This is a genomic window from Streptomyces sp. 1-11, assembly GCF_007176755.1.
Classification (GTDB): domain Bacteria; phylum Actinomycetota; class Actinomycetes; order Streptomycetales; family Streptomycetaceae; genus Streptomyces.
Genome location: NZ_BJTV01000003.1, coordinates 440,735 through 464,008 on the forward strand (window position 1 = coordinate 440,735; position 23,274 = coordinate 464,008).

Sequence of the window (23,274 nt, forward strand, 5' to 3'; positions counted from 1 at the left end):
CCGGGACGGGGTCGTGTTTCACGTGAAACACGACCCCGCTGCCCTACCGAGGGGGTGATGTTTCACGTGAAACATCACCCCCTCGGCTGTTCCGGGTGCGGTGGCGCTCGAAGCGGGCCATGCCCAGGGCCACAGCGCCGTATACCAGTGCGACGAGGACCACCAGCAGTGCGGAGCGCCCGTCCGGCGGGAGAATCAGTGCGGCGACTCCGGCGGCGCCGACGAAGGCGATGTTGAAGAGGACGTCGTACAGCGAGAAGATCCGGCCCCTGAAGGCGTCCTCCACCGAAGACTGCACGACGGTGTCCGTGGCGATCTTGGCTCCCTGGGTGATCAGGCCCAGGACGAACGCGGCCGCCAGAAGCGGACCGGTGGCGAACGGGAGGCCGAGGGCGGGCTCCAGCACGGCGGCCGTGCCGGCGCACACCGCGATCCAGCGGCCCGGCCCGATCCGTCCCACCGTCCACGGTGTCACCACGGCGGCCGCGAAGAAGCCCGCGCCGGACACGGCCAGACCGAGTCCGAGCAGCCTCAGTCCGTCCTCAGGTGTGGTGGAGAGGGCGTAGCGGCACAGCATGAGCAGCAGGACGAGGAGCGCTCCGTAGCAGAAGCGCATCAGGGTCATGGAGGTCAGCGCCCAGGCCGCCTCCCGGCGTCGAGGTGCGGCCAGGTGCCGGACGGCCGCGAGCAGGTCGCGTGCGGTGTCCACGAGTGCGGTGCGCAGGTGGGGCTGTACGGGCTCCCGGTCGGGACCGAGCAGAGCGGGAGCCATGCTCAGGGCGGTGAGCGCCGCGCACAGGTAGAGGAAGGACCCCAGCAGCACCACCGCGGCGTCGGAGTCCGAGGCCACCAGCCGGACGGCGAAGGCGAGGCCGCCCCCGGCGGTCGCCGCGAGCGTTCCGGCCGTGGGAGACAAGGAGTTGGCGAGTACCAGGCGCTCGGTGTCGACCACGTGTGGCAGGGCTGCGGACAATCCGGCGAGGACGAAGCGGTTGACGGCCGTGACGCACAGCGCGGAGGCGTAGAACAGCCAGTTCGGCACATGGCTGACCATCAGGACGGCGGTCGCCCCCGCCAGCAGGGCGCGCAGCAGATTGCCGTACACGAAGACCTGGCGGCGCCGCCAGCGGTCCAGCAGCACGCCGGCGAAGGGCCCGACCAGTGAGTAGGGCAGCAGCAGGACCGCCATAGCCGAGGCGATCGCCGCCGCCGAGGTCTGTTTCTCCGGTGAGAAGACGACGTACGCGGCCAGAGCGACCTGGTAGACGCCATCGGCCCCCTGGGACAGAAGGCGCACGGACAACAGCCGGCGGAAGTCCCGCAGACGCAGCAGGACGCGCAGGTCACGGACGACGGACATGGCCCCACCCTCACATATGCGAAGGGTCCCCAGGTCGGGAGACCCGGGGACCCTTCGCAGCCCTGGCAGGAGCGTTCTCTTCGGCGCGCCGGGCGGCCGAACCCGCGTGCTTAGCGCTCGACCTCGCCGCGGATGAACTTTTCGACGTTCTCGCGGGCCTCGTCGTCGAAGTACTGGACCGGCGGGGACTTCATGAAGTACGAGGACGCGGACAGGATCGGGCCACCGATGCCGCGGTCCTTGGCGATCTTCGCGGCGCGCAGGGCGTCGATGATGACACCAGCGGAGTTCGGGGAGTCCCAGACCTCGAGCTTGTACTCCAGGTTCAGCGGGACGTCACCGAAGGCGCGGCCCTCGAGGCGGACGTAGGCCCACTTGCGGTCGTCCAGCCAGGCGACGTAGTCGGACGGGCCGATGTGGACGTTCTTCTCGCCGAGGTCCCGGTCGGGGATCTGCGAAGTGACGGCCTGCGTCTTGGAGATCTTCTTGGACTCCAGGCGCTCGCGCTCGAGCATGTTCTTGAAGTCCATGTTGCCGCCGACGTTCAGCTGCATCGTGCGGTCCAGGATGACACCGCGGTCCTCGAACAGCTTCGCCATGACGCGGTGCGTGATGGTGGCGCCGACCTGGGACTTGATGTCGTCACCGACGATCGGCACACCGGCCTCGGTGAACTTGTCCGCCCACTCCTTGGTGCCGGCGATGAAGACCGGGAGGGCGTTGACGAAGGCGACCTTGGCGTCGATGGCGCACTGGGCGTAGAACTTCGCCGCGTCCTCGGAGCCGACGGGCAGGTAGCAGACCAGGACGTCGACCTGCTTGTCCTTCAGGATCTGGACGACGTCCACCGGCTCGGCGTCGGACTCCTCGATGGTGGCGCGGTAGTACTTACCGAGGCCGTCGAGGGTGTGACCGCGCTGCACGGTGACACCGGTGTTCGGCACGTCGCAGATCTTGATGGTGTTGTTCTCGGAGGCGCCGATCGCGTCCGCCAGGTCGAGGCCGACCTTCTTGGCGTCCACGTCGAACGCGGCGACGAACTCGACGTCCCGCACGTGGTAGTCACCGAACTGCACGTGCATCAGGCCGGGGACCTTCGACGCCGGGTCGGCGTCCTTGTAGTACTCGACTCCCTGCACCAGCGACGCGGCGCAGTTGCCCACGCCGACGACGGCTACGCGAACCGAACCCATTCCGGTTGCTCCCTGTGTGTACGAGTGAGGCCCTGAGTGGGACTCACGTGGCGGTGTCGCCGGGCGTATCCGTGCCGGGGTTCTCCCCGGCACGGGGCAGGCCGCCCGTCGATCCAGTGGTGGTGTCCTGCTGAGCGGACCCCCCGGACGCGGAACCCTTCAGGTCCCGTCCGGCCCGCTCGCTCTCGATGAGCTCGTTCAGCCAGCGCACTTCGCGCTCCACGGACTCCATCCCGTGGCGCTGGAGCTCGAGTGTGTAGTCGTCGAGGCGCTCCCTGGTGCGCGCCAGAGAGGCGCGCATCTTCTCCAGACGCTCCTCCAGGCGGCTGCGCCGGCCCTCCAGCACACGCATGCGCACATCCCGCGAGGTCTGCCCGAAGAAGGCGAACCGGGCGGCGAAGTGCTCGTCCTCGTACGCGTCCGGACCGGTCTGCGAGAGCAGCTCCTCGAAGTGCTCCTTACCTTCTGCCGTCAACCGGTAGACGATCTTGGCGCGGCGCCCGGTGAGGGGAGCGGCCAGGGCGTCCTCGTGGGTGCTGCCCGGTTCCTCGATCAACCAGCCGTTGGCGACCAGCGTCTTGAGACACGGGTACAGGGTCCCGTAGCTGAACGCCCGGAACACACCCAGTGACGTGTTGAGTCGTTTGCGCAGCTCGTAGCCGTGCATAGGGGACTCGCGCAGCAGGCCGAGGACGGCGAACTCAAGGATGCCGGAACGCCGACTCATGATCGCCTCCTCTCGGTCCGCCGCGTCTTTATCTCACGCTGATGTATCGACTCGATACATCACGACGATAGAACGGCCTCCCGCACGCGACAAGAGGGGGGACGGTGAACGGGATCACATCACCGATTCGTAGGAGGCAAGTTGCCTGGTTTGGGGTGAACTTCGGGACTCGGCGGGTTTTGGCGGTGCGTAGTCTGTGCGGCATGCACATCACCGGGAACCGAGTGACGTCTGGGGGCGTCCTCGTCCCTGGAGCAGTACGGGTGAATGCGGGACCGACCACATCCGTACTTCGGGGGGACCGGAAACCAGCCGCCGTTTCCAGGCGCGCAAGGGTGCGCCTGCCCGAGGAGTAGTCGTTCGATGAGCGAGCACCGTCGCAAACCGCCGCAGCCGCAGGGAGGCGGACGTGCCGCGGCCCGACGCGGCCAGTCCGGCTCGGCCTCCGGCCGCCGCGCGGCACCGCGAGGCGCCACCGGGTCCTCTGCCGACTCCTATGGGTCCACTTCCTATGGGGCGGACTCCCAAGGCTCGGGGGGTGAGGAACGTGCCTACGGCGGCCGTGCCGAGGCCCGCCGGGCGGCGCAGAAAGGCGGCGGCCGGCGCAGGGCCGCCGACCCGGCCGGCCCCGGGCGCGGCAGAGGCCGGGCGGCCGACCCCGGCAAGAAGCGTTTCGTCGACTACCCGCGCTACGACAGGGACGGGTGGCACCGCTGGGTGCCGTCCTGGAAGCTCGTCACCGGGCTGTTCATCGGCTTCGTCGGCAGCCTCGTGGTCATGGTGGGCGTCGGCTACGCGATGGTCTCCATCCCCAACGAGAACGATGCCGCCAAGTCCCAGAACAATGTCTACTACTGGGCCGACGGCTCGCAGATGGTCGCGACGGGCACCGGCGTGAACCGTCAGAACGTCACCATCGACAAGATCCCCGAGGCCATGCAGTGGGCGGTGATCTCGGCCGAGAACAAGAGCTTCTACCAGGACTCGGGTGTCGACCCCATGGGTATCGCGCGGGCCCTGGCCAACATGGCCCGAGGCGGTCAGACGCAGGGCGGTTCGACGATCACCCAGCAGTACGTCAAGAACACGTACCTCAGCCAGGACCAGACCGTCACCCGCAAGTTCAAGGAGATGTTCATCTCCATCAAGGTGGGGACGAAGCGGACGAAGCCGCAGATCCTCCAGGGTTACCTGAACACCTCGTACTACGGACGTGGCGCCTATGGCATCCAGGCCGCCGCGCGGACGTACTACAACAAGGACGCCGTCGATCTCAAGCCCAGCGAGTGCGCCTTCCTCGCGTCGCTGCTCAAGGGAGCGACGTACTACGACCCGGCGGGAAACGAGAGCCTCGACAAGGCGGCTACGGCCAGTGCCAACCTCAAGCGGTCCAAGGAGCGCTGGTCCTGGATCCTCGGCGAGATGCACAAGGACAAGCACCTCTCGGACGCCCAGTACCAGGACGCCATCAAGAAGTACCCCATGCCCCGGGACCGCAAGGCGACCAAGGGCATGACCGGCCAGATCAGCTACCTGGCCGACACGGCGAAGAAGTACGTGCTGAGCCACTCGAACATCTCTGAGCAGGAGTTCGACAGGGGCGGCTTCCAGATCTACACGACCTTCAAGAGGGACAAGGTCAACGCCCTGAACGCGGCCGTCAAGAAGATCCAGAAGGAGCGCCTCAACCCGAAGCGCGAACTCGACAAGTACGTCCAGTTCGGTGCGGCGTCCGTGGTCCCCAACGACGGTGCGATCGTCGCTCTCTACGGCGGTGACGGCTACGAGAACGGCCACTTCACGAACAACGCCGACACCCAGGGTGTCCCCGTCGGCTCGACCTGGAAGCCGTTCGTGCTGGCCGCGGCCATGCAGTACGGCACCTACGACTCAGGCGGCGAGGGAATCTCCCCGCTGAGCAAGTACAACGGCGACGACCACCTCAAGGTGAAGAAGCCCGACGGGTCGTACTACCTCAACAAGGACAACTCGTTCTTCTTCCAGAAGAACGAGAGCCCGCACAAGTGGGGGTACATCACCCTGCGCAAGGCGATGGAGCAGTCCATCAACACCCCCTTCGTGCAGCTGGGCGTCGACGTCGGCATGTCGCACGTCCGCGACGTGGCCCGCTCGGCCGGCATTCTCGACGGGAGCATGTCGGTGGACCTCAACCCGTCGTTCGCCATCGGCACCTCCACGCCCAGTGCGATCCGCATGGCCGACGCCTACGCGACGTTCGCCGCGTCCGGCAAGCAGGCGGATCCGTACTCGGTGACCGCCGTCAAGAAGGACGGCCAGGACCAGCCCGGCTTCGCCAAGCCCAAGGTCAAGCAGGCGATGCAGGCGAACATCGCCAACAACGTCACGGACGTCCTGGAGAACGTCATCCAGAACGGTACGGCGCAGAACGCCAAGGCGCTGGGCCGTACGGCGGCGGGCAAGACCGGTACCACCGACAAGAACAAGTCGGCCTGGTTCGTCGGCTACACCCAGCAGCTCTCGACGTCGGTGGCGATGTTCCGGGAGAACCCCAAGAACCACAAGCTGCTCTCCATGAACGGCACCGCGGGCAAGGACTCCATCCACGGTGGTGACATCCCGACGCAGGTGTGGACCGAGTACATGAGGGCGGCGCTGAAGAACGCGAACGACCCGGGCTTCCCGGCCGCCGTGAAGATCGGCAAGGTCAATGACGAGGCCGGTGCGCCTTCTCCGACCCCGTCGATCACCATCACCCCGAGCCAGACGCCGAGCGAGTCGCCGAGTCCGTCGCCGAGCGTGACCGAGACGTCCCCGTCCCCGTCGGCCAGCGAGACCTGCCAGTGGGGCTGGGGCACCAACTGCAACGGCGCCAACGGCGGCAACGGCGCCAACGGCGGCACGGACACAGGTGGCACGAACGGAGGGACGACACCCTCGCCCTCAGCCACGGACACGACCGGAACGGGCACGACCAGAGGCAATGGCAACGGCAATGGAGGCCTCTTCGGGGGCCAGAACGGCTAGACAGCAGGCCTGACCGGTTGGCGGTCATTTCGCCCGCCACGTCACGTTTCACGTGAAACACGGGGCCGCCGCACTCACCGAGTGCGGCGGCCCTCGGCGTATTCCCAGACATGTACGGCAGGATGTGCCCCATGCCCAGTGCAGAGATGACGCCCGCGGGCGTGCACGAGCCCGAGCCCCCACGGTCCGCCGGAGCGGAGCCGGTGCGGCCGACCCGCGAGGACGAGGTCGCCGCGGCCGGCAGTGAGCTGATCGGCGGGCCCATCGGCCGGCGCGCCCTGCTCGGGACGACCTGGTGGACCCCGGTACGGGTCATCGCGCTCGTGGCGATCGGCATGTTCGCCCTCGGCCTGGTGCAGAAGGCTCCCTGCTACCAGAGCGCCTGGTTCTTCGGCGCGAGTTCGCAGTACACGCACGCCTGCTACTCGGACATCCCGCACCTCTACCAGGGGCGCGGCTTCGCCGACGGGCTGGTCCCGTACTTCGACCGCCTCCCCGGTGACATGGACTACCTCGAATACCCGGTGCTGACCGGCGTCTTCATGGAGGTGGCCGCCTGGCTCACGCCGGGTGGTGGCGGCATCCAGCACCAGGAGCAGTGGTACTGGTTCGTCAACGCCGGAATGCTGATGGCGTGCGCGGCCGTCGTCGCCGTCTGTGTCACCCGCACCCATGCCCGGCGTCCCTGGGACGGGCTGCTGGTCGCCCTGGCGCCCGCCGCCGCCCTCACCGCCACCATCAACTGGGACCTGCTGGCGGTGGCTCTGACGGCCGCCGCGATGCTGATGTGGTCGCGGGGCCGCTCAGTGGCCTTCGGTGTCCTCCTGGGGCTCGCCACCGCCGCCAAGCTCTACCCGGTGCTGCTGCTCGGCCCGCTGCTCGTGCTGTGCTGGAGGGCCGGCAAGTGGCGGGAGTTCTTCCAGGCCGTGGGCGGCGCGGCCGTCGCCTGGCTGGTGGTGAACCTGCCGGTGATGCTCTTCGCCTACGAGGGCTGGTCGAAGTTCTACACGTTCAGCCACGACCGGGGCGTCGACTTCGGCTCCCTGTGGCTGATCTGGGCGCAGAACTCGAGCAACCCGCCCTCCACCGACTTCGTGAACAACGCAGCCGTGGTGTTGGTGGGCCTGTGCTCGCTGGGTATCGCCGCGCTGACATTCACCGCCCCGCGCCGGCCGCGCTTCGCCCAGCTGGCCTTCCTGATCGTCGCGGTCTTCATCCTGACCAACAAGGTCTACTCACCGCAGTACGTCCTGTGGCTGGTGCCGCTGGCCGCCCTCGCACGCCCCAAGTGGCGGGACTTCCTGATCTGGCAGGCCTGCGAGGTGGCGTACTTCCTGGGCATCTGGTTCTACCTCGCCTACACGACCAGCGGAGACGCCCACAAGGGACTGCCCACGCTGGGGTACGACTGGGTGATCGCGGTCCATCTGCTCGGCACGCTGTACCTGTGCGCCGTCGTCGTGCGGGACATCCTGACGCCCGAGCGGGACGTGGTGCGCCGGTCCGGTGACGACGACCCCTCGGGCGGAGTGCTCGACGGCGCCGAGGACGTCTTCGTGCTCGGCGCGGCGGCCCGTCCGCCCCGTGACGCCGCCCACTTGGACGCGCCCCAGGTGGCCTGGGGCAGGCCCGAGCCGCTGCCGAACGAGGGGCGTTCGCTCTGAGCGAACGGACGCCCGGAGCTCGGACGCACACGAAGAAGGCCGTACACGCGCGCAGCGTGTACGGCCTTCCTGGTTCGGAGCCCTTGGTGTCCGGCGGTCCGGGCTAACGGTCCACGATCCGGTCGAACTGGGTGGTGGTGTGCCGCAGATGGGCCACCAGTTCGTCGCCCACCTGCGGCTCGGGGGCGTCCGAGGGGACGAAGAGGATCGACACCTGCATGTGCGGCGGCTCCGCGAACCAGCGCTGCTTGCCGCCCCAGACGAACGGGGACAGGTTCCGGTTGACCGTGGCCAGTCCGGCCCGTGCGACGCCCTTGGCACGCGGCATGACGCCGTGCAGCGCCTTCGGGGCCTCCAGGCCCACCCCGTGCGACGTACCGCCCGCCACGACCACCAGGAAGCCGTCGGAGGCCGCCTTCTGCTGCCGGTAGCCGAAGCGGTCGCCCTTGGTCACCCGGGTGACGTCGAGGACGGCGCCGCGGTACTCGGTGGCCTCGTGGTCCCCGAGCCAGAGCCGCGTCCCGATGCGGGCGCGGAACCGGGTCTGCGGGAACTGCTGCTGCAGCCGGGCGAGTTCGTCGGCCTTGAGGTGGCTGACGAACATCGTGTGCAGCGGCAGCCGGGCCGCGCGGAGCCGGTCCATCCAGCCGATGACCTCCTCGACGGCGTCCGAGCCGTCGGTGCGGTCCAGCGGCAGGTGGATCGCGAAGCCCTCCAGCCGGACGTTCTCTATGGCGGCGTGCAACTGCGGCAGGTCCTGCTCGCTGATGCCGTGCCGCTTCATCGAGGACATCACCTCGATGACGACACGCGCTCCCACGAGGCCGTAGACGCCGTCGATGGACGACACCGAGCGGACCACCCGGTCCGGCAGCGGGACCGGCTCCTCGCCCCGCCGGTACGGCGTCAGCACCAGCAGGTCGCCACCGAAGTAGTCCTTGATGCGCGCGGCCTCGTACGTGGTGCCGACGGCGAGGATGTCCGAGCCGAGCCGGGTGGCCTCCTCCGCCAGCCGTTCGTGTCCGAAGCCGTAGCCGTTGCCCTTGCAGACCGGGACGAGCCCCGGGAACTGCTCCTGCACGTGCTTGTGGTGCGCCCGCCAGCGCGCGGTGTCGACGTAGAGCGTGAGCGCCATGGCCGGACCCGGACCCTTTCTCGTGGCTGCCGTGTGTCAGTGAGGTGGAGAGCTGTGAAGCCTATGCAATCAAACGCTCCGCGATCAGCGGCGCGACATGTAGATGTCGAGCGCCTTGTGGAGCAGCTTGTTCAGCGGGAAGTCCCACTCGCCGAGGTACTCGGCGGCCTGGCCGCCGGTGCCGACCTTGAACTGGATCAGGCCGAACAGGTGGTCCGTCTCGTCCAGCGAGTCGGAGATGCCGCGCAGGTCGTAGACGGTGGCGCCGAGCGCGTAGGCGTCGCGCAGCATCCGCCACTGCATCGCGTTGGAGGGCCGGACCTCACGGCCGATGTTGTCGGAGGCGCCGTAGGAGTACCAGACGTGGCCGCCGACGATCAGCATGGTCGCGGCCGACAGGTTCACGCCGTTGTGGCGGGCGAAGTACAGCCGCATGCGGTTGGGGTCCTCGGTGTTGAGGGCCGTCCACATGCGCTGGAAGTACGACAGCGGGCGCGGCCGGAAGTGGTCGCGCACGGCCGTGATCTCGTACAGCCGCTGCCACTCGGCGAGGTCCTGGTAGCCGCCTTGGACGACCTCGACGCCGGCCTTCTCGGCCTTCTTGATGTTGCGGCGCCAGAGCTGGTTGAAGTTCTTGTGCACCTCTTCCAGGGACCGGTTGGCCAGCGGCACCTGGAAGACGTAGCGGGGCTGGACGTCGCCGAAGCCGGCGCCGCCGTCCTCGCCCTGCTGCCAGCCCATGCGGCGCAGCTTGTCGGCGACCTCGAAGGCGCGCGGCTCGATGAAGTCGGCCTCCATGTCGCGCAGGCGCTTCACGTCCGGGCTCTGGATGCCCTTCTTGATGGTCTCCGCGTTCCAGCGGCGGATGATCACCGGCGGGCCCATCTTCACCGAGAAGGCGCCCTGCTGCTTGAGGTGGGCCAGCATCGGCTGGATCCAGTCGTCCAGATTCGGCGCGAACCAGTTGATGACCGGGCCCTCGGGCAGGTAGGCGAGGTAGCGCTTGATCTTGGGCAGCTGGCGGTACAGGACCAGGCCCGCGCCGACCATCTCGCCGCTGCGCTCGTCGAACCAGCCCAGGTGCTCCGAGCGCCACTCCGCCTTCACGTCGGCCCATGCCGGGACCTGCATGTGGCTCGCCGACGGCAGGCTCTGGATGTAGGCCAGATGTTGCTCGCGGCTGATGGTCCTCAGGGTCAGGCTCATGTCGGGGCGCTCCTCGGGCTGGTGTGTCCCCATGGGTTCAGGGGCTCCGGCTCTCGCGCCGAAGCCTACTGCGCCTGGCGGGCGCCCCGACTGGGCGCACGGCACCTTCGCCCCGGCCGGTCGGTCGCCGGGGCGTTCGCGCGGTGCTCGGCGGCGCGTCTCGGGCGGGCCGGCGGTGTCAGCCGATGAGCCCGCCGAACAGCCCGCCGTTCGCCATGCCGAGCATGAAGCCGACGCCGGAGGCGCCCAGGCCGAGGATCAGGCCGAACCGTTCACGCGTCGTGATCGAGATCCACTGGCCGTACGCCCCGATCACGAGCCCCACCAGGCCGGCCCAGGAGGCGATCAGGTGGAGACCGGAGAAGAAACCCGTGATGAAGGCCAGCACGCCCAGGACCAGCGTCACGGCCATGAGGGCGTCCTGGAGCGGATGGGGCTTGCCGTCCGAGGCGAAGAGGGATCCGGCGGTGTTGGGTCGCAATGCCTGCTGTGCCATGGGGCACCTCCTGCGGATCGCGGCGCACTGTAGCGCCATACACACCCGATGTGTACAGACTGAGGGTGCCCACCGCCGGATTTCAACCGGAAGCCGGTGTGCAGGTAGTCTGTACCGTCTGCACCGGTGTCTGCCCAGGCCTGCCGGAAATTATCGGCGGCCGGCACTGCGGGATCCCGGCGGAAGCCCTTGATTGTCAGTGGCGGCCGATACCGTTGCGAACGCATCACGACCCTCCTGCCACGGAACGACCGTGGCCGCTGAGTCCAAAGGAGGTGGGTTCCACATGCGTCACTACGAGGTGATGGTCATCCTCGACCCCGATCTCGAGGAGCGCGCTGTCTCCCCGCTGATCGAGAACTTCCTGTCCGTCGTCCGCGATGGCGGCGGCAAGGTTGAGAAGGTCGACACCTGGGGCCGTCGTCGTCTCTCGTACGAGATCAAGAAGAAGCCCGAGGGCATCTACTCGGTCATCGACCTGCAGGCCGAGCCTGCGGTCGTCAAGGAGCTCGACCGCCAGATGAACCTGAACGAGTCGGTCCTCCGGACCAAGGTCCTCCGTCCCGAGACCCACTGAGCTTCCGCTCAGCTGATCTCGGGATTCGAGTAGCAGCAAGCAGCCAGCAGCAAACCCGCCGAGAGGTTCCCCCATGGCAGGCGAGACCGTCATCACGGTCGTCGGCAATCTTGTCGACGACCCCGAGCTGCGCTTCACCCCGTCCGGTGCGGCGGTCGCGAAGTTCCGCGTCGCGTCCACTCCCCGCACCTTCGACCGCCAGACGAACGAGTGGAAGGACGGCGAGAGCCTGTTCCTGACCTGCTCGGTCTGGCGCCAGGCGGCGGAGAACGTCGCCGAGTCGCTCCAGCGAGGCATGCGCGTCATCGTGCAGGGCCGGCTGAAGCAGCGGTCCTATGAGGACCGTGAGGGCGTCAAGCGCACGGTCTACGAACTGGACGTCGAGGAAGTCGGCGCCAGCCTGCGCAACGCCACGGCGAAGGTCACCAAGACCTCCGGTGGCGCCCGCGGTGGCCAGGGCGGTTACGGCGGCGGTGGCGGCCAGGGTGGCGGCGGCTGGGGCGGCGGCTCCGGTGGCGGCCAGCAGGGCGGCGGCGCTCCTGCCGACGACCCGTGGGCGACCGGCGCTCCCGCCGGTGGCAACCAGGGCGGTGGCGGCTGGGGCGGTGGCTCCGGCGGCTCCGGCGGCGGTGGCGGCTACTCGGACGAGCCCCCCTTCTAGGGCTCGCAATCCCCACTTCTTGATCACACAGGAGAAACACCATGGCGAAGCCGCCTGTGCGCAAGCCGAAGAAGAAGGTCTGCGCTTTCTGCAAGGACAAGGTCACGTACGTGGACTACAAGGACACGAACATGCTGCGGAAGTTCATTTCCGACCGCGGCAAGATCCGTGCCCGCCGCGTGACCGGCAACTGCACGCAGCACCAGCGTGACGTCGCCACGGCCGTGAAGAACAGCCGTGAGATGGCGCTGCTGCCCTACACGTCCACCGCGCGCTAAGGGAAGGGTGACCGACTAATGAAGATCATCCTCACCCACGAGGTGTCCGGTCTCGGTGCCGCCGGCGACGTCGTCGACGTCAAGGACGGTTACGCTCGCAACTACCTGATCCCGCGGAAGTTCGCTATCCGCTGGACCAAGGGTGGCGAGAAGGACGTCGAGCAGATCCGTCGTGCTCGCAAGATCCACGAGATCCAGACCATCGAGCAGGCCAACGCTGTGAAGGCCCAGCTCGAGGGCGTCAAGGTCCGCCTGGCCGTCCGCTCCGGCGACGCCGGTCGTCTCTTCGGTTCCGTCACCCCGGCCGACGTCGCTTCCGCGATCAAGGCTTCCGGTGGCCCCGAGGTCGACAAGCGCCGCATCGAGCTCGGTGCGCCGATCAAGACGCTGGGCGCCCACGAGACGTCCGTGCGTCTGCACCCCGAGGTTGCCGCCAAGGTCAACATCGAGGTCGTCGCGGCCTGACGCTGCGCTCGGCTGAAGAGCTGAGAGAGGGGCCATCCCAACGGGGTGGCCCCTCTTCGTATGGGCTGCGGCTTGCCGTGCGCAGGCGTGTAGCTCGTGTTTCACGTGAAACCGGGCCATCGCGGGCCCGCTGCTCCGCTCAGCGGGTCGCGCCTGTCACGATCCATCGGCCGGAGCGCGACCGCAGCCACAGGGTGAGCATCCGGACCGTCATCATCAGCGTCATGGCTGCCCAGAGAGCGGTGAGGCCGCCGCCGACCGCGGGGACGAGCAGCGCCACCGGTGCGAACACGACCAGGGTCACGACCATCGCCCCCGCCAGATAGGGTCCGTCGCCGGCGCCCATCAGGACACCGTCCAGAACGAACACGATCCCGCAGATGGGCTGTGAGAGAGCCACCATCAGCAGGGCGGGCAGTGCGGCGTCCCTGACCACGGAATCGCCGGTGAACAGGGGCAGGAACAGGGGCCGAGCGGCCACCACCAGCAGGCCGAGGCCGGTACCGGTGGCGATGCCCCACTGGATCATCCTGCGGCAGGCCAGCCGGGCGCCCTCGGAATCGTTCGCCCCGAGGTAGCGGCCGATGATCGCCTGCCCGGCGATGGCGATCGCGTCGAGCGCGAAGGCCAGCAGGCTCCACAGGGACAGAATGATCTGGTGGGCGGCGATGTCGGCGTCGCCGAGGCGTGCGGCCACCGCCGTGGCGATCATGAGAATCGCCCGCAGGGACAGGGTGCGGACCAGCAGAGGGGCTCCCGCCTGTGCCGAGGCCCGGATACCGGCCGCGTCGGGCCGCAGCGAGGCCCCGTGCCGCCGGGCTCCGCGGACGACGACGGTCAGATAGGCCGCCGCCATGCCGCACTGGGCGATCACGGTGCCCCAGGCCGATCCGGCGATGCCGAGTCCGGCACCGTAGACGAGGCCCGCGTTGAGCACGGCGTTGGCGACGAAGCCCGCGATGGCGACGTACAGGGGCGTCCTGGTGTCCTGCAGACCGCGCAGCACACCGGTGGCCGCCAGGACGATCAGCATGGCCGGGATGCCGAGTGCGGAGATCCGCAGATATGTCGTGGCGTAGGGCGCCGCGGTGTCCGAGGCGCCGAACAGGTTCACGATGCCTGGGGCCAGGGGGAGAACCGTCGCGATGACCGCCGCACCGAGGAGGAGCGCGAGCCAGATGCCGTCCATGCCCTGGCGGATGGCCGACTGGAGATCGCCCGCGCCGACCCGCCGGGCCACAGCGGCCGTGGTGGCGTACGCGAGGAAGACGAAGACGCTCACCGCGGTGGTGAGGAGAGCCGACGCCACGCCCAGTCCGGCGAGCTGGGCGGTCCCGAGGTGGCCGACGATCGCGCTGTCCGCCATGACGAACAGAGGCTCGGCGACCAGCGCACCGAAGGCCGGAACGGCCAGCGCGATGATCTCCTGGTCGTGCCGGCGGCGGGTGGCCTTGGGGATCGCGGGAGCCTGTGTCATGAGCACCAATCTAATCGTCCACAGGTAAGACATGCAATCGCCAAATGACCCTTACTTGCGGTCGTCGGTCATGTGACTGTGCGCACCGTTCGAAGCGATCTTGATCCGACTGGGAAAGTTTTTCTTCTGCACAGCCAGTGGACGGTAAAGCAGCAGTTCAGAGCGGTGGTGTGCACCACAGGGAGGGCTTGTTCACAGGGCTGTCCACCGGGTCGTGCACAGGTTTCGGGGAGTTCTCCACAGCATCTGGGCCGTCGTCCACATGGCCTGTGGATAACCAGATTGGCTGACGCTGCCGACAGGCCTAACGTTGTCCGGCGCCCGCTCCTTCCCCCCGACCCGGGAAACGTCACAAACCCGACGCGCGTGAACCGGAGTTGGGCCTCTTAGTTGTCAGTGCCGTGCCGTAGAACTGAGGACACGGCTAGGTCCGCCGTGCGGACGGGAGGAGGTGGCTCGGTGAGCATTTCCGAGCCCTTGGACGATCCGTGGGCCGAGGCCGGGCCCAGTGATCGTCTGCCGGCCTCCCGTCGGCGGAGCGACGGCGGCCGGGGCCGTGACGAGCAGCACGACCGGGGCCGGGAGAGCGGCGGCTGGGACGGCGGGGGCTCCTCGTTCGAGCGGCTTCCCCCGCAGGATCTGGACGCCGAGCAGTCCGTGCTGGGCGGCATGCTCCTGTCCAAGGACGCGATCGCCGACGTCGTGGAGATCCTCAAGGGCCACGACTTCTACAAGCCCGCGCACGAGACGATCTACCAGGCGATCCTCGACATCTACGCCAAGGGCGAGCCGGCCGACCCGATCACCATCGCCGCCGAGCTGACCAAGCGCGGCGAGATCAACAAGGTGGGCGGCGCGTCGTACCTGCACACCCTCGTGCAGACCGTGCCGACGGCGGCCAACGCCGAGTACTACGCGGAGATCGTCCACGAACGCGCGGTCCTGCGCCGTCTGGTGGAGGCCGGCACCCGCATCACGCAGATGGGATACGCGGCCGACGACGACGTGGACGAGATCGTCAACCGTGCCCAGGCCGAGATCTACGCCGTCACCGAGCAGCGCACCAGTGAGGACTACCTCCCGCTGGGAGACATCATGGAGGGCGCCCTCGACGAGATCGAGGCGATCGGCTCGCGCAGCGGCGAGATGACCGGCGTGCCGACCGGGTTCACGGACTTCGACTCACTGACCAACGGCCTGCACCCCGGCCAGATGATCGTCATCGCGGCCCGGCCCGCCATGGGTAAGTCCACCCTCGCGCTGGACTTCGCCCGGGCCGCGTCGATCAAGAACAACCTCCCCAGCGTCATCTTCTCCCTCGAGATGGGCCGCAACGAGATCGCGATGCGCCTGCTGTCGGCGGAAGCCCGCGTCGCCCTGCATCACATGCGGTCCGGCACGATGACCGACGAGGACTGGACCCGGCTCGCCCGGCGCATGCCGGACGTCTCCGCCGCCCCGCTCTACATCGACGACTCCCCGAACCTGTCGATGATGGAGATCCGCGCCAAGTGCCGCCGGCTCAAGCAGCGCAACGACCTGAAACTGGTGGTCATCGACTACCTCCAGCTCATGCAGTCCGGCGGCTCCAAGCGCGCCGAGAGCCGGCAGCAGGAGGTCTCGGACATGTCCCGTAACCTCAAGCTGCTCGCCAAGGAACTGGAGATCCCGGTCATCGCGCTCTCCCAGCTCAACCGTGGACCGGAGCAGCGCACCGACAAGAAGCCGATGGTCTCCGACCTCCGTGAGTCCGGCTCCATCGAGCAGGACGCCGACATGGTCATCCTGCTGCACCGTGAGGACGCCTACGAGAAGGAGTCCCCGCGCGCGGGCGAGGCCGACCTGATCGTGGCCAAGCACCGAAACGGCCCCACGGCGACGATCACGGTCGCCTTCCAGGGCCACTACTCCCGTTTCGTGGACATGGCCCAGACCTGACCTGCGGCTCTGCGCTCACGGCCGACACGCGCCGGGTCGGTGAAAAGGACTCGACGTGCGTCGGCCCAGCCGCTGGACTGGGCGCATGACGACATTCCAGGAAGAGCTGCTCCCCGGTACCCGGCGTGCGTTGCTGCACCGCATCGCCGTCGCTCAGACCGAGGGGCGGACACCCTCGTTGGTCGCCGCGGTCGTCCGGGACGGGCGGACCGTGTGGCACGGCTCGCGGTCCTCGGTCGACGGGCACGCGCCGGACGAGAACGTGCAGTACCGGATCGGTTCGATCACCAAGACGTTCACCGCCGTCCTGGTCCTGCGACTGCGTGACGAGGGGCTGCTCGACCTCGACGACCCGCTGGAGAAGCACCTGCCGGGTACGGGCGCGGGGGAGGCGACTATCGCCCAGCTGCTGGCGCACACCGGTGGGATCGCGGCGGAATCACCGGCGCCCTGGTGGGAGCGGACCCCCGGTTCGCTGCGTCCCGAGCTGAGTGACGTCCTCGGAGAGCGGCCGGTGCTGCATCCCGTCGGCCGACGGCACCACTACTCCAATCCCGGCTACACGCTGCTCGGTGCCCTGGTGGAGCGACTGCGTGGCGCTGCCTGGACGGACGCGCTCGGCAGGGAGGTGCTGGAGCCCCTGGGGCTGACCCGCACCAGTGCGCAGCCGCAGGCGCCCCACGCCGGTGGCTGGGCCGTGCACCCGTGGGCCGACGCGCTGCTGCCCGAGCCCTTGGAGGACCTGGGCCGGATGGCTCCGGCCGGACAGCTCTGGTCCACCACGGCGGACCTGGCGCGCTTCGCCGTCTTCCTGGCCGGCGGGGACGACCGTGTGCTGAGCGCGGAATCGGTCCGGGAGATGCGCACTCCGGCGGCCCCGGCCGAAGCCTCTGACGTCGTCGACGGTGCGACCTACGGCCTCGGCATGCAGATCCAGCGGCGTGACGGCCGGCTGATCGTGGGGCACTCCGGCTCGCTGCCGGGGTTCCTCGCGAACCTCAGCATCAGTGTGGAGGACGATGTGGCCGCCGTGGTGCTGACCAACTGCACATCAGGCCCGGCGGTGTCAGCGGTGGGCGCCGATCTCGTCCGCATCGTCGCCGAGGCGGAGCCCCGGATCCCCGCTCCCTGGCGCCCGTTGGGCGAAGTCGACCCGGCTGTGCTGGAGTTGGCCGGACAGTGGTACTGGGGGACGAATGCCTTCGCCCTGCGGGTGACGGCGGACGGCCTCGTCTCCCTGGGTCCGCTGACCGGCGCCGGGCGTCGGACACGCCTGCGGCCCAACGGTGACGACACCTGGACCGGACTCGAGGGTTACTACGCCGGCGAGGTCCTGCGCGCGGTGAGGCGTCCGGACGGGTCCGTCAGCCACCTGGATCTCGGGTCGTTCGTGTTCACGCGGCAGCCGTACGAGGAGAGCGCCGGGGTTCCCGGCGGAGTGGACCCGGCGGGCTGGCGAGGGATCGCGGACTGAAGCGAAAGCGGCCGGGGGCGGGCGTTTCACGTGAAACGCCCGCCCCCGGCCGTTCTTACAGCGGCAGCTTGAAGCCCACATGGGAGGCGGTGAAACCGAGCCGCTCGTAGAAGCGGTGGGCGTCCGTGCGGCTGCTGTCGGAGGTCAGTTGCACCAATTGGCAGCCCTGCCGCCTGGATTCGTCGATCGCCCACTGGATGAGCTGCGTACCCAGGCCGCTGCCGCGCTCGTCGGCGTGGATGCGGACGGCTTCGATAACCGAACGGGTGGCTCCCCTGCGGGAGAGGCCGGGGATGATCGTCAGCTGGAGAGTTCCGACGACCCGATCCTCGCGAACCGCGACGACGAGCCGCTGGTTCGGGTCCGCGTCCAGCCGCTCCAGGGCCGTCCGGTACGGCGACAGGTCGTCGGGCGACTCGCGCTGGGCTCCGAGTGGATCGTCGGCGAGCATGGCCACGATCGTCGGCAGGTCGGGCGCGGTCGCCCGGCGTATCTCAAGATCTCCCATGCCCGCACCCTATGCGGGCACGTTCACGGACTCCACGACCTTTACCAGCGGCGCCAGTTCGGGGCTCCTGGCCGCCTCGTCCAGGGCCTCGCGGAGAGCCGCGTCGTTGGTGGGCCGCGCCTCGGCCAGCAGCCGCAATCCGGCCTCAGTGACGTTGGTGTAGATGCCGCGACGGTCGGTGGGGCACAGGTAGCGCTCCAGGAGGCCGCGGTCCTCCAGGCGGGTCACCAGCCGTGTGGTCGCGCTCTGGCTGAGGACGACGGCGTCGGCGACCTGCTTCATCTGCAGATGGCCGCCCTCACCCTCGTGCTGGCGGCTGAGCACGTCGAGCAGGGAGTACTCGCGCACGCTCAGGTCGTGCTTCGCCTGCAGTGCGCGCTCGATGTGCGCCTCGATCCTCCCGTGCAGCAGGGAGAGGGCGCACCAGCCCTGGGCGAGGGCGGTGAGCGCAGGGTCCGTCGCTGTCATTGGCGTCTTCCTCCGTCCCGGAGCGGCTGACTCAAGAGTAGAGCATCGGTGCAATAGTCCTCGGTTGCATATAGCCCGCGTCTGCAACTATTGTGAACGCACGCAAAGCGCTCCTGCAATCGTCTGGGAAGGGTGTACCCCCACATGCCTCTCGCGCTTCTGGCCCTCGCGATCGGGGCCTTCGGAATCGGCACGACCGAGTTTGTGATCATGGGACTGCTGCCCGAGGTCGCGGGCGACTTCGGAGTCTCCATCCCCACGGCCGGCCTGCTGGTGACCGGATACGCCCTGGGCGTGGTGATCGGTGCTCCGCTGATGACCGTGCTGGGCACCAAGGTCCCGCGCAAGCGGATGCTGATGGTCCTCATGGGTCTCTTCATCGTCGGCAACCTGCTCTCCGCGGTGGCCCCCGCCTTCGCGGTCATGCTGATCGGACGCGTGGTCGCGTCCCTCGCCCACGGCGCCTTCTTCGGCATCGGTTCGGTCGTGGCCGCCGAACTGGTGGCTCCCGACAAGAAGGCCGGAGCCATCGCGATGATGTTCACCGGACTGACCGTCGCCAACGTCGTCGGTGTCCCGCTGGGCACGCTGATCGGCCAGAACGTCGGGTGGCGCGTCACCTTCGGCATCGTCGCGGCCCTCGGTGTCGTCGGTCTGGCCGGCATCGCCCGGCTGGTGCCGGACCTGCCGAAGCCGGAGGGTGTACACCTGCGGCATGAGCTGGCCGCCTTCAAGAACGCCCAGGTGCTGCTCGCCATGGCGATGACGGTCCTCGGCTTCGGCGGGGTCTTCGCGGCCATCACCTACATCGCGCCGATGATGACGCACATCGCCGGCTTCGCCGACGGCTCGGTCACCTGGCTGCTGGTCCTGTTCGGACTCGGCATGGTCGGCGGCAACCTCATCGGCGGCAGGTTCGCCGACCGCGCGCTGATGCCGATGCTGTACGTCTCCCTGGGCGCCCTGGCCGTGGTCCTCGCGCTCTTCACGCTCACGGCGCACAACAAGATCGCCGCCGCGGTGACCATCGCCCTGATCGGCGCCCTCGGCTTCGCCACGGTCCCGCCCCTGCAGAAGCGTGTCCTCGACCAGGCGCACGGGGCGCCGACGCTCGCGTCGGCCGTCAACATCGGTGCCTTCAACCTGGGCAACGCCCTCTCCGCCTGGCTCGGCGGCATGGTCATCGCGGCCGGGTTCGGCTACACGGCGCCCAACTGGGTCGGGGCCGTCCTCGCCGCGGCCGCCCTGGTCCTGGCCGTGTTCTCGGCCGCCCTCGAGCGCCGACACGCGACGCGCGGCACCGCGAGCGCCCCGGCGGCGCCCACCGCCCGGCGAACCCCGGTCCACCACTGAGCCCACCCGGGTCCCGGACAGCACCTCCGTACCCGCTCGCCGCCCGGAACACCGGGGCGGAGACGCCCCGGCCCGTGCGGGCACCACGTCACCTCACGCACCACGCACAAGGAGAACGCTCCACATGAGCACCACCACCGTCGCCCCCCTCACCATCGAGGACGCCGAGTCGCTCGTCGCCACGGCACGCCGCGCGGCCGAAGAGGCCGGGGTCGCCGTCAGCGTCACCGTCCTCGACGCAGGCGGCAATCTGCTCGCCTTCCGCCGGGACGACCGTGCGGTACTGATCTCCGGTGAGACCAGTACCCGCAAGGCCTACACGGCGCTCCAGCTCGACGCGGCCACGGCCGACCTCGTGGACGCGGTGCAGCCGGGCGGCCTCTTCCACACGCTGCCCACCGCTCTGGACCGGCCCCTGCTCTTCATCGCGGGCGGTCTCCCGGTCCACCGGGACGGGCGTCTGATCGGCGCGATCGGTGTCGGTGGCGGTGCGCCCGAGCAGGACCACGGTTTCGCCACCGCGGCCGTCGCGGCACTCGTCTGACCGTATGCCCGTCCGGCAGCGCCGGCGCCGCCAAGGAGCGGTGCCGGCGCTCAGCCCGCGGCCACGGTCAGGGGTGCGAACCGGCGTTTCCAGTCCCCCGGCAGGTCCGTGATGCCGTAGGTCATGACCGCGTTGTCGGTCACGGGGGCCAGCCCCCGGGCCTCGGCCCAGGCCAGCAGTTCCTCGTGCCGTATGTCGATGTCGGTGCGCAGGGGGCGGTGTGTGTGGGCCGCGAGCGAGGTGATGAGGGCCTTGGCCGTCTCCGTGTCCCGGGCGATCAGCGGTCCGACGACGTGGGTGTCCATGTTGGGCCATGCGGCCGTGTAGCCGGTGATCCGGCCGTCCTCCTCGGCCACGCGAAGCTGGTCGGCGAAGGAGGGGAGACGTGCGATGAGGGGCATGCGATCGACGCCGAACGCCTCCTCGTCGAGCCGGAGGATCGAGGACAGGTCCTCCGCGGTGGCCGGACGTGTCGCCACTCGGGGTTCCGGTCCACCGGTGGTGAACCGCCCCCTCAGCATCTTCGACTGTCCCGTGACCTTGAAGCCCAGTTCCTCGTAGAGCGGGCGCCCGAAGGGAGTGGCGTACAGGGTCAGCGGGGTGGTGCCCATGAGTGACACGACGTGCCGCATGAGGCGGCGCCCGACGCCCTGGCGGGCATGGCGTCCGGCCACGAGGACCATGCCGATGGCGCCGAGGGCCGGGCGCTCCCAGGAGCCGTATTCGGTGACGACACACGCCGCGACGAGTCCGCCGTCGGGGTCGTCGATGCCGTAGCCCTTTCCGGCCGTGAGGAGAAAGCCCCACTTGTGCTCCTCGCGTGGCCACCCCCGGTCCTCGGACAGGTCGGCGCAGGCGGTGAGATCGCGGAGCGTCAGAGGCCGGATGGGCAGGGCGGCGAGTGATGGAGTCGGCACGCAGGTCAGGCTGTCCGACCAGGGCCCTGTCCGTCCACCGGTTTCGACGCGGACGTGGACGCTTTTGGCCACGTCGTGGTCCGATCACGCAGGGCCCGGGCGCGAGGGTTTCACGTGAAACACCGGTGAGCCCTGGACCGCGCGGCCCCGGCGGCGATCCGGGACGTGTCGTACGTCCCTAACCGAGGTCGGGGGCGTGCATCGCGCGAACGCCCTCGATGTTGCCGTCCAGGTAGTGCCGCAGGGACAGCGGTACGAGGTGGACGGAGGCGATGCCGACCCGGGTGAAGGGGATACGGACGATCTCGTACTCACCCAGCGGTTCATCCACCTCGGGTCCATGACGCAGTGACGGCTCCATGGACTCCAGCCGGCAGACGAAGAAGTGCTGCACTTTCACCCCGGTCGCGCCGCCGTCCTCGCCGATGTGCTCCACGGTGTCCACGAAACAGGGCACGACATCGGTGATCTTGGCGCCGAGTTCCTCGTACACCTCTCGGTGCAGGGCGTCGACGACGGTCGGGTCCGCGGCTTCCACCCCGCCTCCTGGGGTGACCCAGTAGGGATCGACGCCGGGCTTGGTGCGCTTGATCAGGATCAGGTCGTCACCGTCCAGCAGAACGGCACGGGCGGTGCGCTTGACCACGGGTCGGACGGTCATGGAGGAAATGTGGCCCGGCTCGTTCCACGTGAAACCTCCCGCCCGCGACCCCGTTCGAGTGCGAGCCGTGCAGCGGTACGGCTGGTTCAGCCCCAGCCGTATGCCGCCCTCTGGAGCCACTCGTGCGCCCGGGCGATGTGCGGCATGGCGAGGGCGCCGGTACGCACGGCCAGGAAGTAGGTGCGCAGCGGTGGGACCGCCGGGTCGTACAGCGTCGTGATCTCACCGCGGCCGAGGGCGGAGGCGCTCAGATAGCGGGGCAGTACGGCGAGCCCGGCGCCGGAGATCGCGCAGGAGAGCACCGCGCGCAGATCGGGAACGATGACCGTCCCCGAGGCGGCCGGACGGGAGTCGAAGACGGAGGCCCAGTAGCGCGAGACGAACGGCAGCGACTCATGGACCTCCACGACGGGCAGGCCCTCCAGGGCCGCTGCCCCCTTGAGGCCCAGGGCTCCCGGGCCGATCCGCTCGGCCCAGCGGGGAGCGGCCACCAGCACATGCTCCTCGTCGCAGAGCGGGGTGGCGGTCAGCAGGGTGCCGCGCGGGCGGGCGGTGCTGATGGCCAGGTCGTGGTGTCCGGCGGCGAGCCCTTCGAGAGACTCCTCCGCGGTGCCGAAGGTGGCCCGCAGCGCCAGGCCCTGGCCGTCGTCGCCGGTCAGCTCGGTCAGGGCGGGGAGGGCACGCTCGGCGGTGAACTCCGGCGGGCCGGCGAGGTGCAGCGTTCGTGACGAAGCTCCGTCGTCGGGGGAGCTCTCGGCTATCTCGACCAGGGCGTCGAGGTGGGGTGCGGCCTTGTGGGCGAGTTCGTCGCCGATGGTCGTCGGCGTCACCCCGCGGGCCTGTCTCAGGAACAGGGGACGGCCGAGCTGGCGCTCCAGGGTGCGGATCTGGGAGGTGACGGCCGGCTGGGAGAGGCCCAGCAGGGCCGCGGCGCGGGTGAAGGAGCCGGCCCGGTGCACGGTGACGAAAGTGCGCAGCAAGGCCAGGTCCATGGTGCGCCCTCCCCCTTCCCGGCCCTCCTCGGGCCTAGGGCAGGCACCAACTATAAATAAGTCGATAGGTCTCTGTCGCTACCGTGATTGGACACTGACGGAGAGTCAACTAGCCTTGTTGGCGCGGTTCTTCACGTGCGGAACCGAGGACGGTCCGAGCCACGAGGGGGGAGG

Annotated in this window: 22 protein-coding genes; 10 read left to right on the plus strand and 12 right to left on the minus strand. The window is 69.0% G+C overall.

The genetic code is table 11. The features are described 5' to 3' along the window. Positions 1-43: 43 nt before the first annotated feature. From TNCT1_RS09055 to TNCT1_RS09065, 3 genes are all read right to left on the minus strand, one after another. Positions 44-1,360, minus strand: a complete 1,317-nt coding sequence (locus tag TNCT1_RS09055; protein WP_143630242.1) for an MFS transporter — start codon at positions 1,358-1,360, stop codon at positions 44-46. Between the two features lie 110 nt (positions 1,361-1,470). Further along, positions 1,471-2,553 (minus strand): inositol-3-phosphate synthase, encoded by a 1,083-nt coding sequence (locus tag TNCT1_RS09060; RefSeq protein ID WP_143630244.1) that lies wholly within the window; start codon positions 2,551-2,553, stop codon positions 1,471-1,473. A 43-nt stretch (positions 2,554-2,596) separates the two neighbouring features. Then, positions 2,597-3,280, minus strand: a complete 684-nt coding sequence (locus TNCT1_RS09065) for a PadR family transcriptional regulator (RefSeq protein WP_143630247.1) — start codon at positions 3,278-3,280, stop codon at positions 2,597-2,599. A 717-nt stretch (positions 3,281-3,997) separates the two neighbouring features. Between TNCT1_RS09065 and TNCT1_RS09070 the strand changes: the two genes are divergently transcribed. Together TNCT1_RS09070 and TNCT1_RS09075 are read left to right on the plus strand one after the other, a co-directional pair. Further along, positions 3,998-6,286 carry a transglycosylase domain-containing protein gene (locus tag TNCT1_RS09070; RefSeq protein ID WP_143630249.1) on the plus strand — a complete coding sequence of 763 codons (2,289 nt, stop codon included), beginning with the start codon at positions 3,998-4,000 and terminating at the stop codon, positions 6,284-6,286. A gap of 131 nt (positions 6,287-6,417) precedes the next feature. After that, the gene (locus TNCT1_RS09075; protein ID WP_174266201.1) at positions 6,418-7,950 is read left to right on the plus strand and encodes a glycosyltransferase family 87 protein; all 1,533 of its coding nucleotides are present in this window, start codon (positions 6,418-6,420) and stop codon (positions 7,948-7,950) included. 103 nt (positions 7,951-8,053) lie between these two features. On the opposite strand, the gene TNCT1_RS09080 is transcribed toward TNCT1_RS09075, so the two are convergent. From TNCT1_RS09080 to TNCT1_RS09090, 3 genes are all read right to left on the minus strand, one after another. Further along, on the minus strand, positions 8,054-9,085 hold the full coding sequence (locus tag TNCT1_RS09080; protein ID WP_143630251.1) for an alanine racemase: 1,032 nt from the start codon (positions 9,083-9,085) through the stop codon (positions 8,054-8,056). Positions 9,086-9,169: 84 nt separating this feature from the next. Next, positions 9,170-10,291 (minus strand): peptidoglycan bridge formation glycyltransferase FemX, encoded by a 1,122-nt coding sequence (gene femX, locus TNCT1_RS09085; RefSeq protein ID WP_143630254.1) that lies wholly within the window; start codon positions 10,289-10,291, stop codon positions 9,170-9,172. 178 nt (positions 10,292-10,469) lie between these two features. After that, complete coding sequence (locus TNCT1_RS09090; RefSeq protein WP_143630256.1) at positions 10,470-10,787, minus strand: hypothetical protein; 318 nt, start codon at positions 10,785-10,787, stop codon at positions 10,470-10,472. 286 nt (positions 10,788-11,073) lie between these two features. Here TNCT1_RS09090 and rpsF point away from each other — a divergent pair, with 286 nt between their 5' ends. The 4 genes from rpsF to rplI all read left to right on the plus strand — a co-directional run bounded on the left by rpsF (position 11,074) and on the right by rplI (position 12,768). After that, positions 11,074-11,364: a 30S ribosomal protein S6 gene (gene rpsF, locus TNCT1_RS09095; RefSeq protein WP_004985983.1), complete on the plus strand. Its 291-nt coding sequence runs from the start codon at positions 11,074-11,076 to the stop codon at positions 11,362-11,364. 73 nt (positions 11,365-11,437) lie between these two features. Continuing rightward, a complete protein-coding gene (locus tag TNCT1_RS09100) occupies positions 11,438-12,025 on the plus strand; it encodes a single-stranded DNA-binding protein (protein WP_143630258.1) in 588 nt (195 codons plus the stop codon). Positions 12,026-12,066: 41 nt separating this feature from the next. Continuing rightward, a complete protein-coding gene (rpsR, locus tag TNCT1_RS09105) occupies positions 12,067-12,303 on the plus strand; it encodes a 30S ribosomal protein S18 (RefSeq protein WP_003949403.1) in 237 nt (78 codons plus the stop codon). Between the two features lie 18 nt (positions 12,304-12,321). Next, on the plus strand, positions 12,322-12,768 hold the full coding sequence (gene rplI, locus TNCT1_RS09110) for a 50S ribosomal protein L9 (RefSeq protein ID WP_143630260.1): 447 nt from the start codon (positions 12,322-12,324) through the stop codon (positions 12,766-12,768). 139 nt (positions 12,769-12,907) lie between these two features. Here the strand turns inward: rplI and TNCT1_RS09115 are convergent, their stop codons facing one another. After that, a complete protein-coding gene (locus TNCT1_RS09115; RefSeq protein ID WP_143630262.1) occupies positions 12,908-14,245 on the minus strand; it encodes an MATE family efflux transporter in 1,338 nt (445 codons plus the stop codon). A 459-nt stretch (positions 14,246-14,704) separates the two neighbouring features. On the opposite strand from TNCT1_RS09115, the gene dnaB reads away from it, so the two are divergent. Both dnaB and TNCT1_RS09125 read left to right on the plus strand, forming a co-directional pair. Then, positions 14,705-16,183, plus strand: a complete 1,479-nt coding sequence (gene dnaB / locus TNCT1_RS09120; protein ID WP_143630263.1) for a replicative DNA helicase — start codon at positions 14,705-14,707, stop codon at positions 16,181-16,183. A gap of 85 nt (positions 16,184-16,268) precedes the next feature. Then, on the plus strand, positions 16,269-17,657 hold the full coding sequence (locus tag TNCT1_RS09125; RefSeq protein WP_143630265.1) for a serine hydrolase: 1,389 nt from the start codon (positions 16,269-16,271) through the stop codon (positions 17,655-17,657). Between the two features lie 55 nt (positions 17,658-17,712). Here the strand turns inward: TNCT1_RS09125 and TNCT1_RS09130 are convergent, their stop codons facing one another. Together TNCT1_RS09130 and TNCT1_RS09135 are read right to left on the minus strand one after the other, a co-directional pair. Beyond that, the gene (locus TNCT1_RS09130; protein WP_143630268.1) at positions 17,713-18,165 is read right to left on the minus strand and encodes a GNAT family N-acetyltransferase; all 453 of its coding nucleotides are present in this window, start codon (positions 18,163-18,165) and stop codon (positions 17,713-17,715) included. Positions 18,166-18,174: 9 nt separating this feature from the next. After that, positions 18,175-18,633, minus strand: coding sequence for a MarR family winged helix-turn-helix transcriptional regulator (locus tag TNCT1_RS09135; protein WP_143630269.1), 459 nt, complete (start codon positions 18,631-18,633; stop codon positions 18,175-18,177). 144 nt (positions 18,634-18,777) lie between these two features. On the opposite strand from TNCT1_RS09135, the gene TNCT1_RS09140 reads away from it, so the two are divergent. Together TNCT1_RS09140 and TNCT1_RS09145 are read left to right on the plus strand one after the other, a co-directional pair. Continuing rightward, entirely contained in the window at positions 18,778-19,986 is a 1,209-nt protein-coding gene (locus tag TNCT1_RS09140) for an MFS transporter (protein ID WP_143630271.1), read from the plus strand. A 124-nt stretch (positions 19,987-20,110) separates the two neighbouring features. Then, the gene (locus tag TNCT1_RS09145; protein WP_143630273.1) at positions 20,111-20,530 is read left to right on the plus strand and encodes a heme-binding protein; all 420 of its coding nucleotides are present in this window, start codon (positions 20,111-20,113) and stop codon (positions 20,528-20,530) included. A gap of 50 nt (positions 20,531-20,580) precedes the next feature. Here TNCT1_RS09145 and TNCT1_RS09150 read toward each other — a convergent pair whose 3' ends face one another. The 3 genes from TNCT1_RS09150 to TNCT1_RS09160 form a co-directional block, all read right to left on the minus strand. Beyond that, positions 20,581-21,447: a GNAT family N-acetyltransferase gene (locus tag TNCT1_RS09150; protein WP_143630275.1), complete on the minus strand. Its 867-nt coding sequence runs from the start codon at positions 21,445-21,447 to the stop codon at positions 20,581-20,583. A gap of 178 nt (positions 21,448-21,625) precedes the next feature. Next, a complete protein-coding gene (locus TNCT1_RS09155) occupies positions 21,626-22,108 on the minus strand; it encodes an NUDIX domain-containing protein (RefSeq protein WP_143630277.1) in 483 nt (160 codons plus the stop codon). 86 nt (positions 22,109-22,194) lie between these two features. Beyond that, positions 22,195-23,100 (minus strand): LysR family transcriptional regulator, encoded by a 906-nt coding sequence (locus TNCT1_RS09160; RefSeq protein ID WP_143630279.1) that lies wholly within the window; start codon positions 23,098-23,100, stop codon positions 22,195-22,197. Positions 23,101-23,274 lie beyond the last annotated feature (174 nt).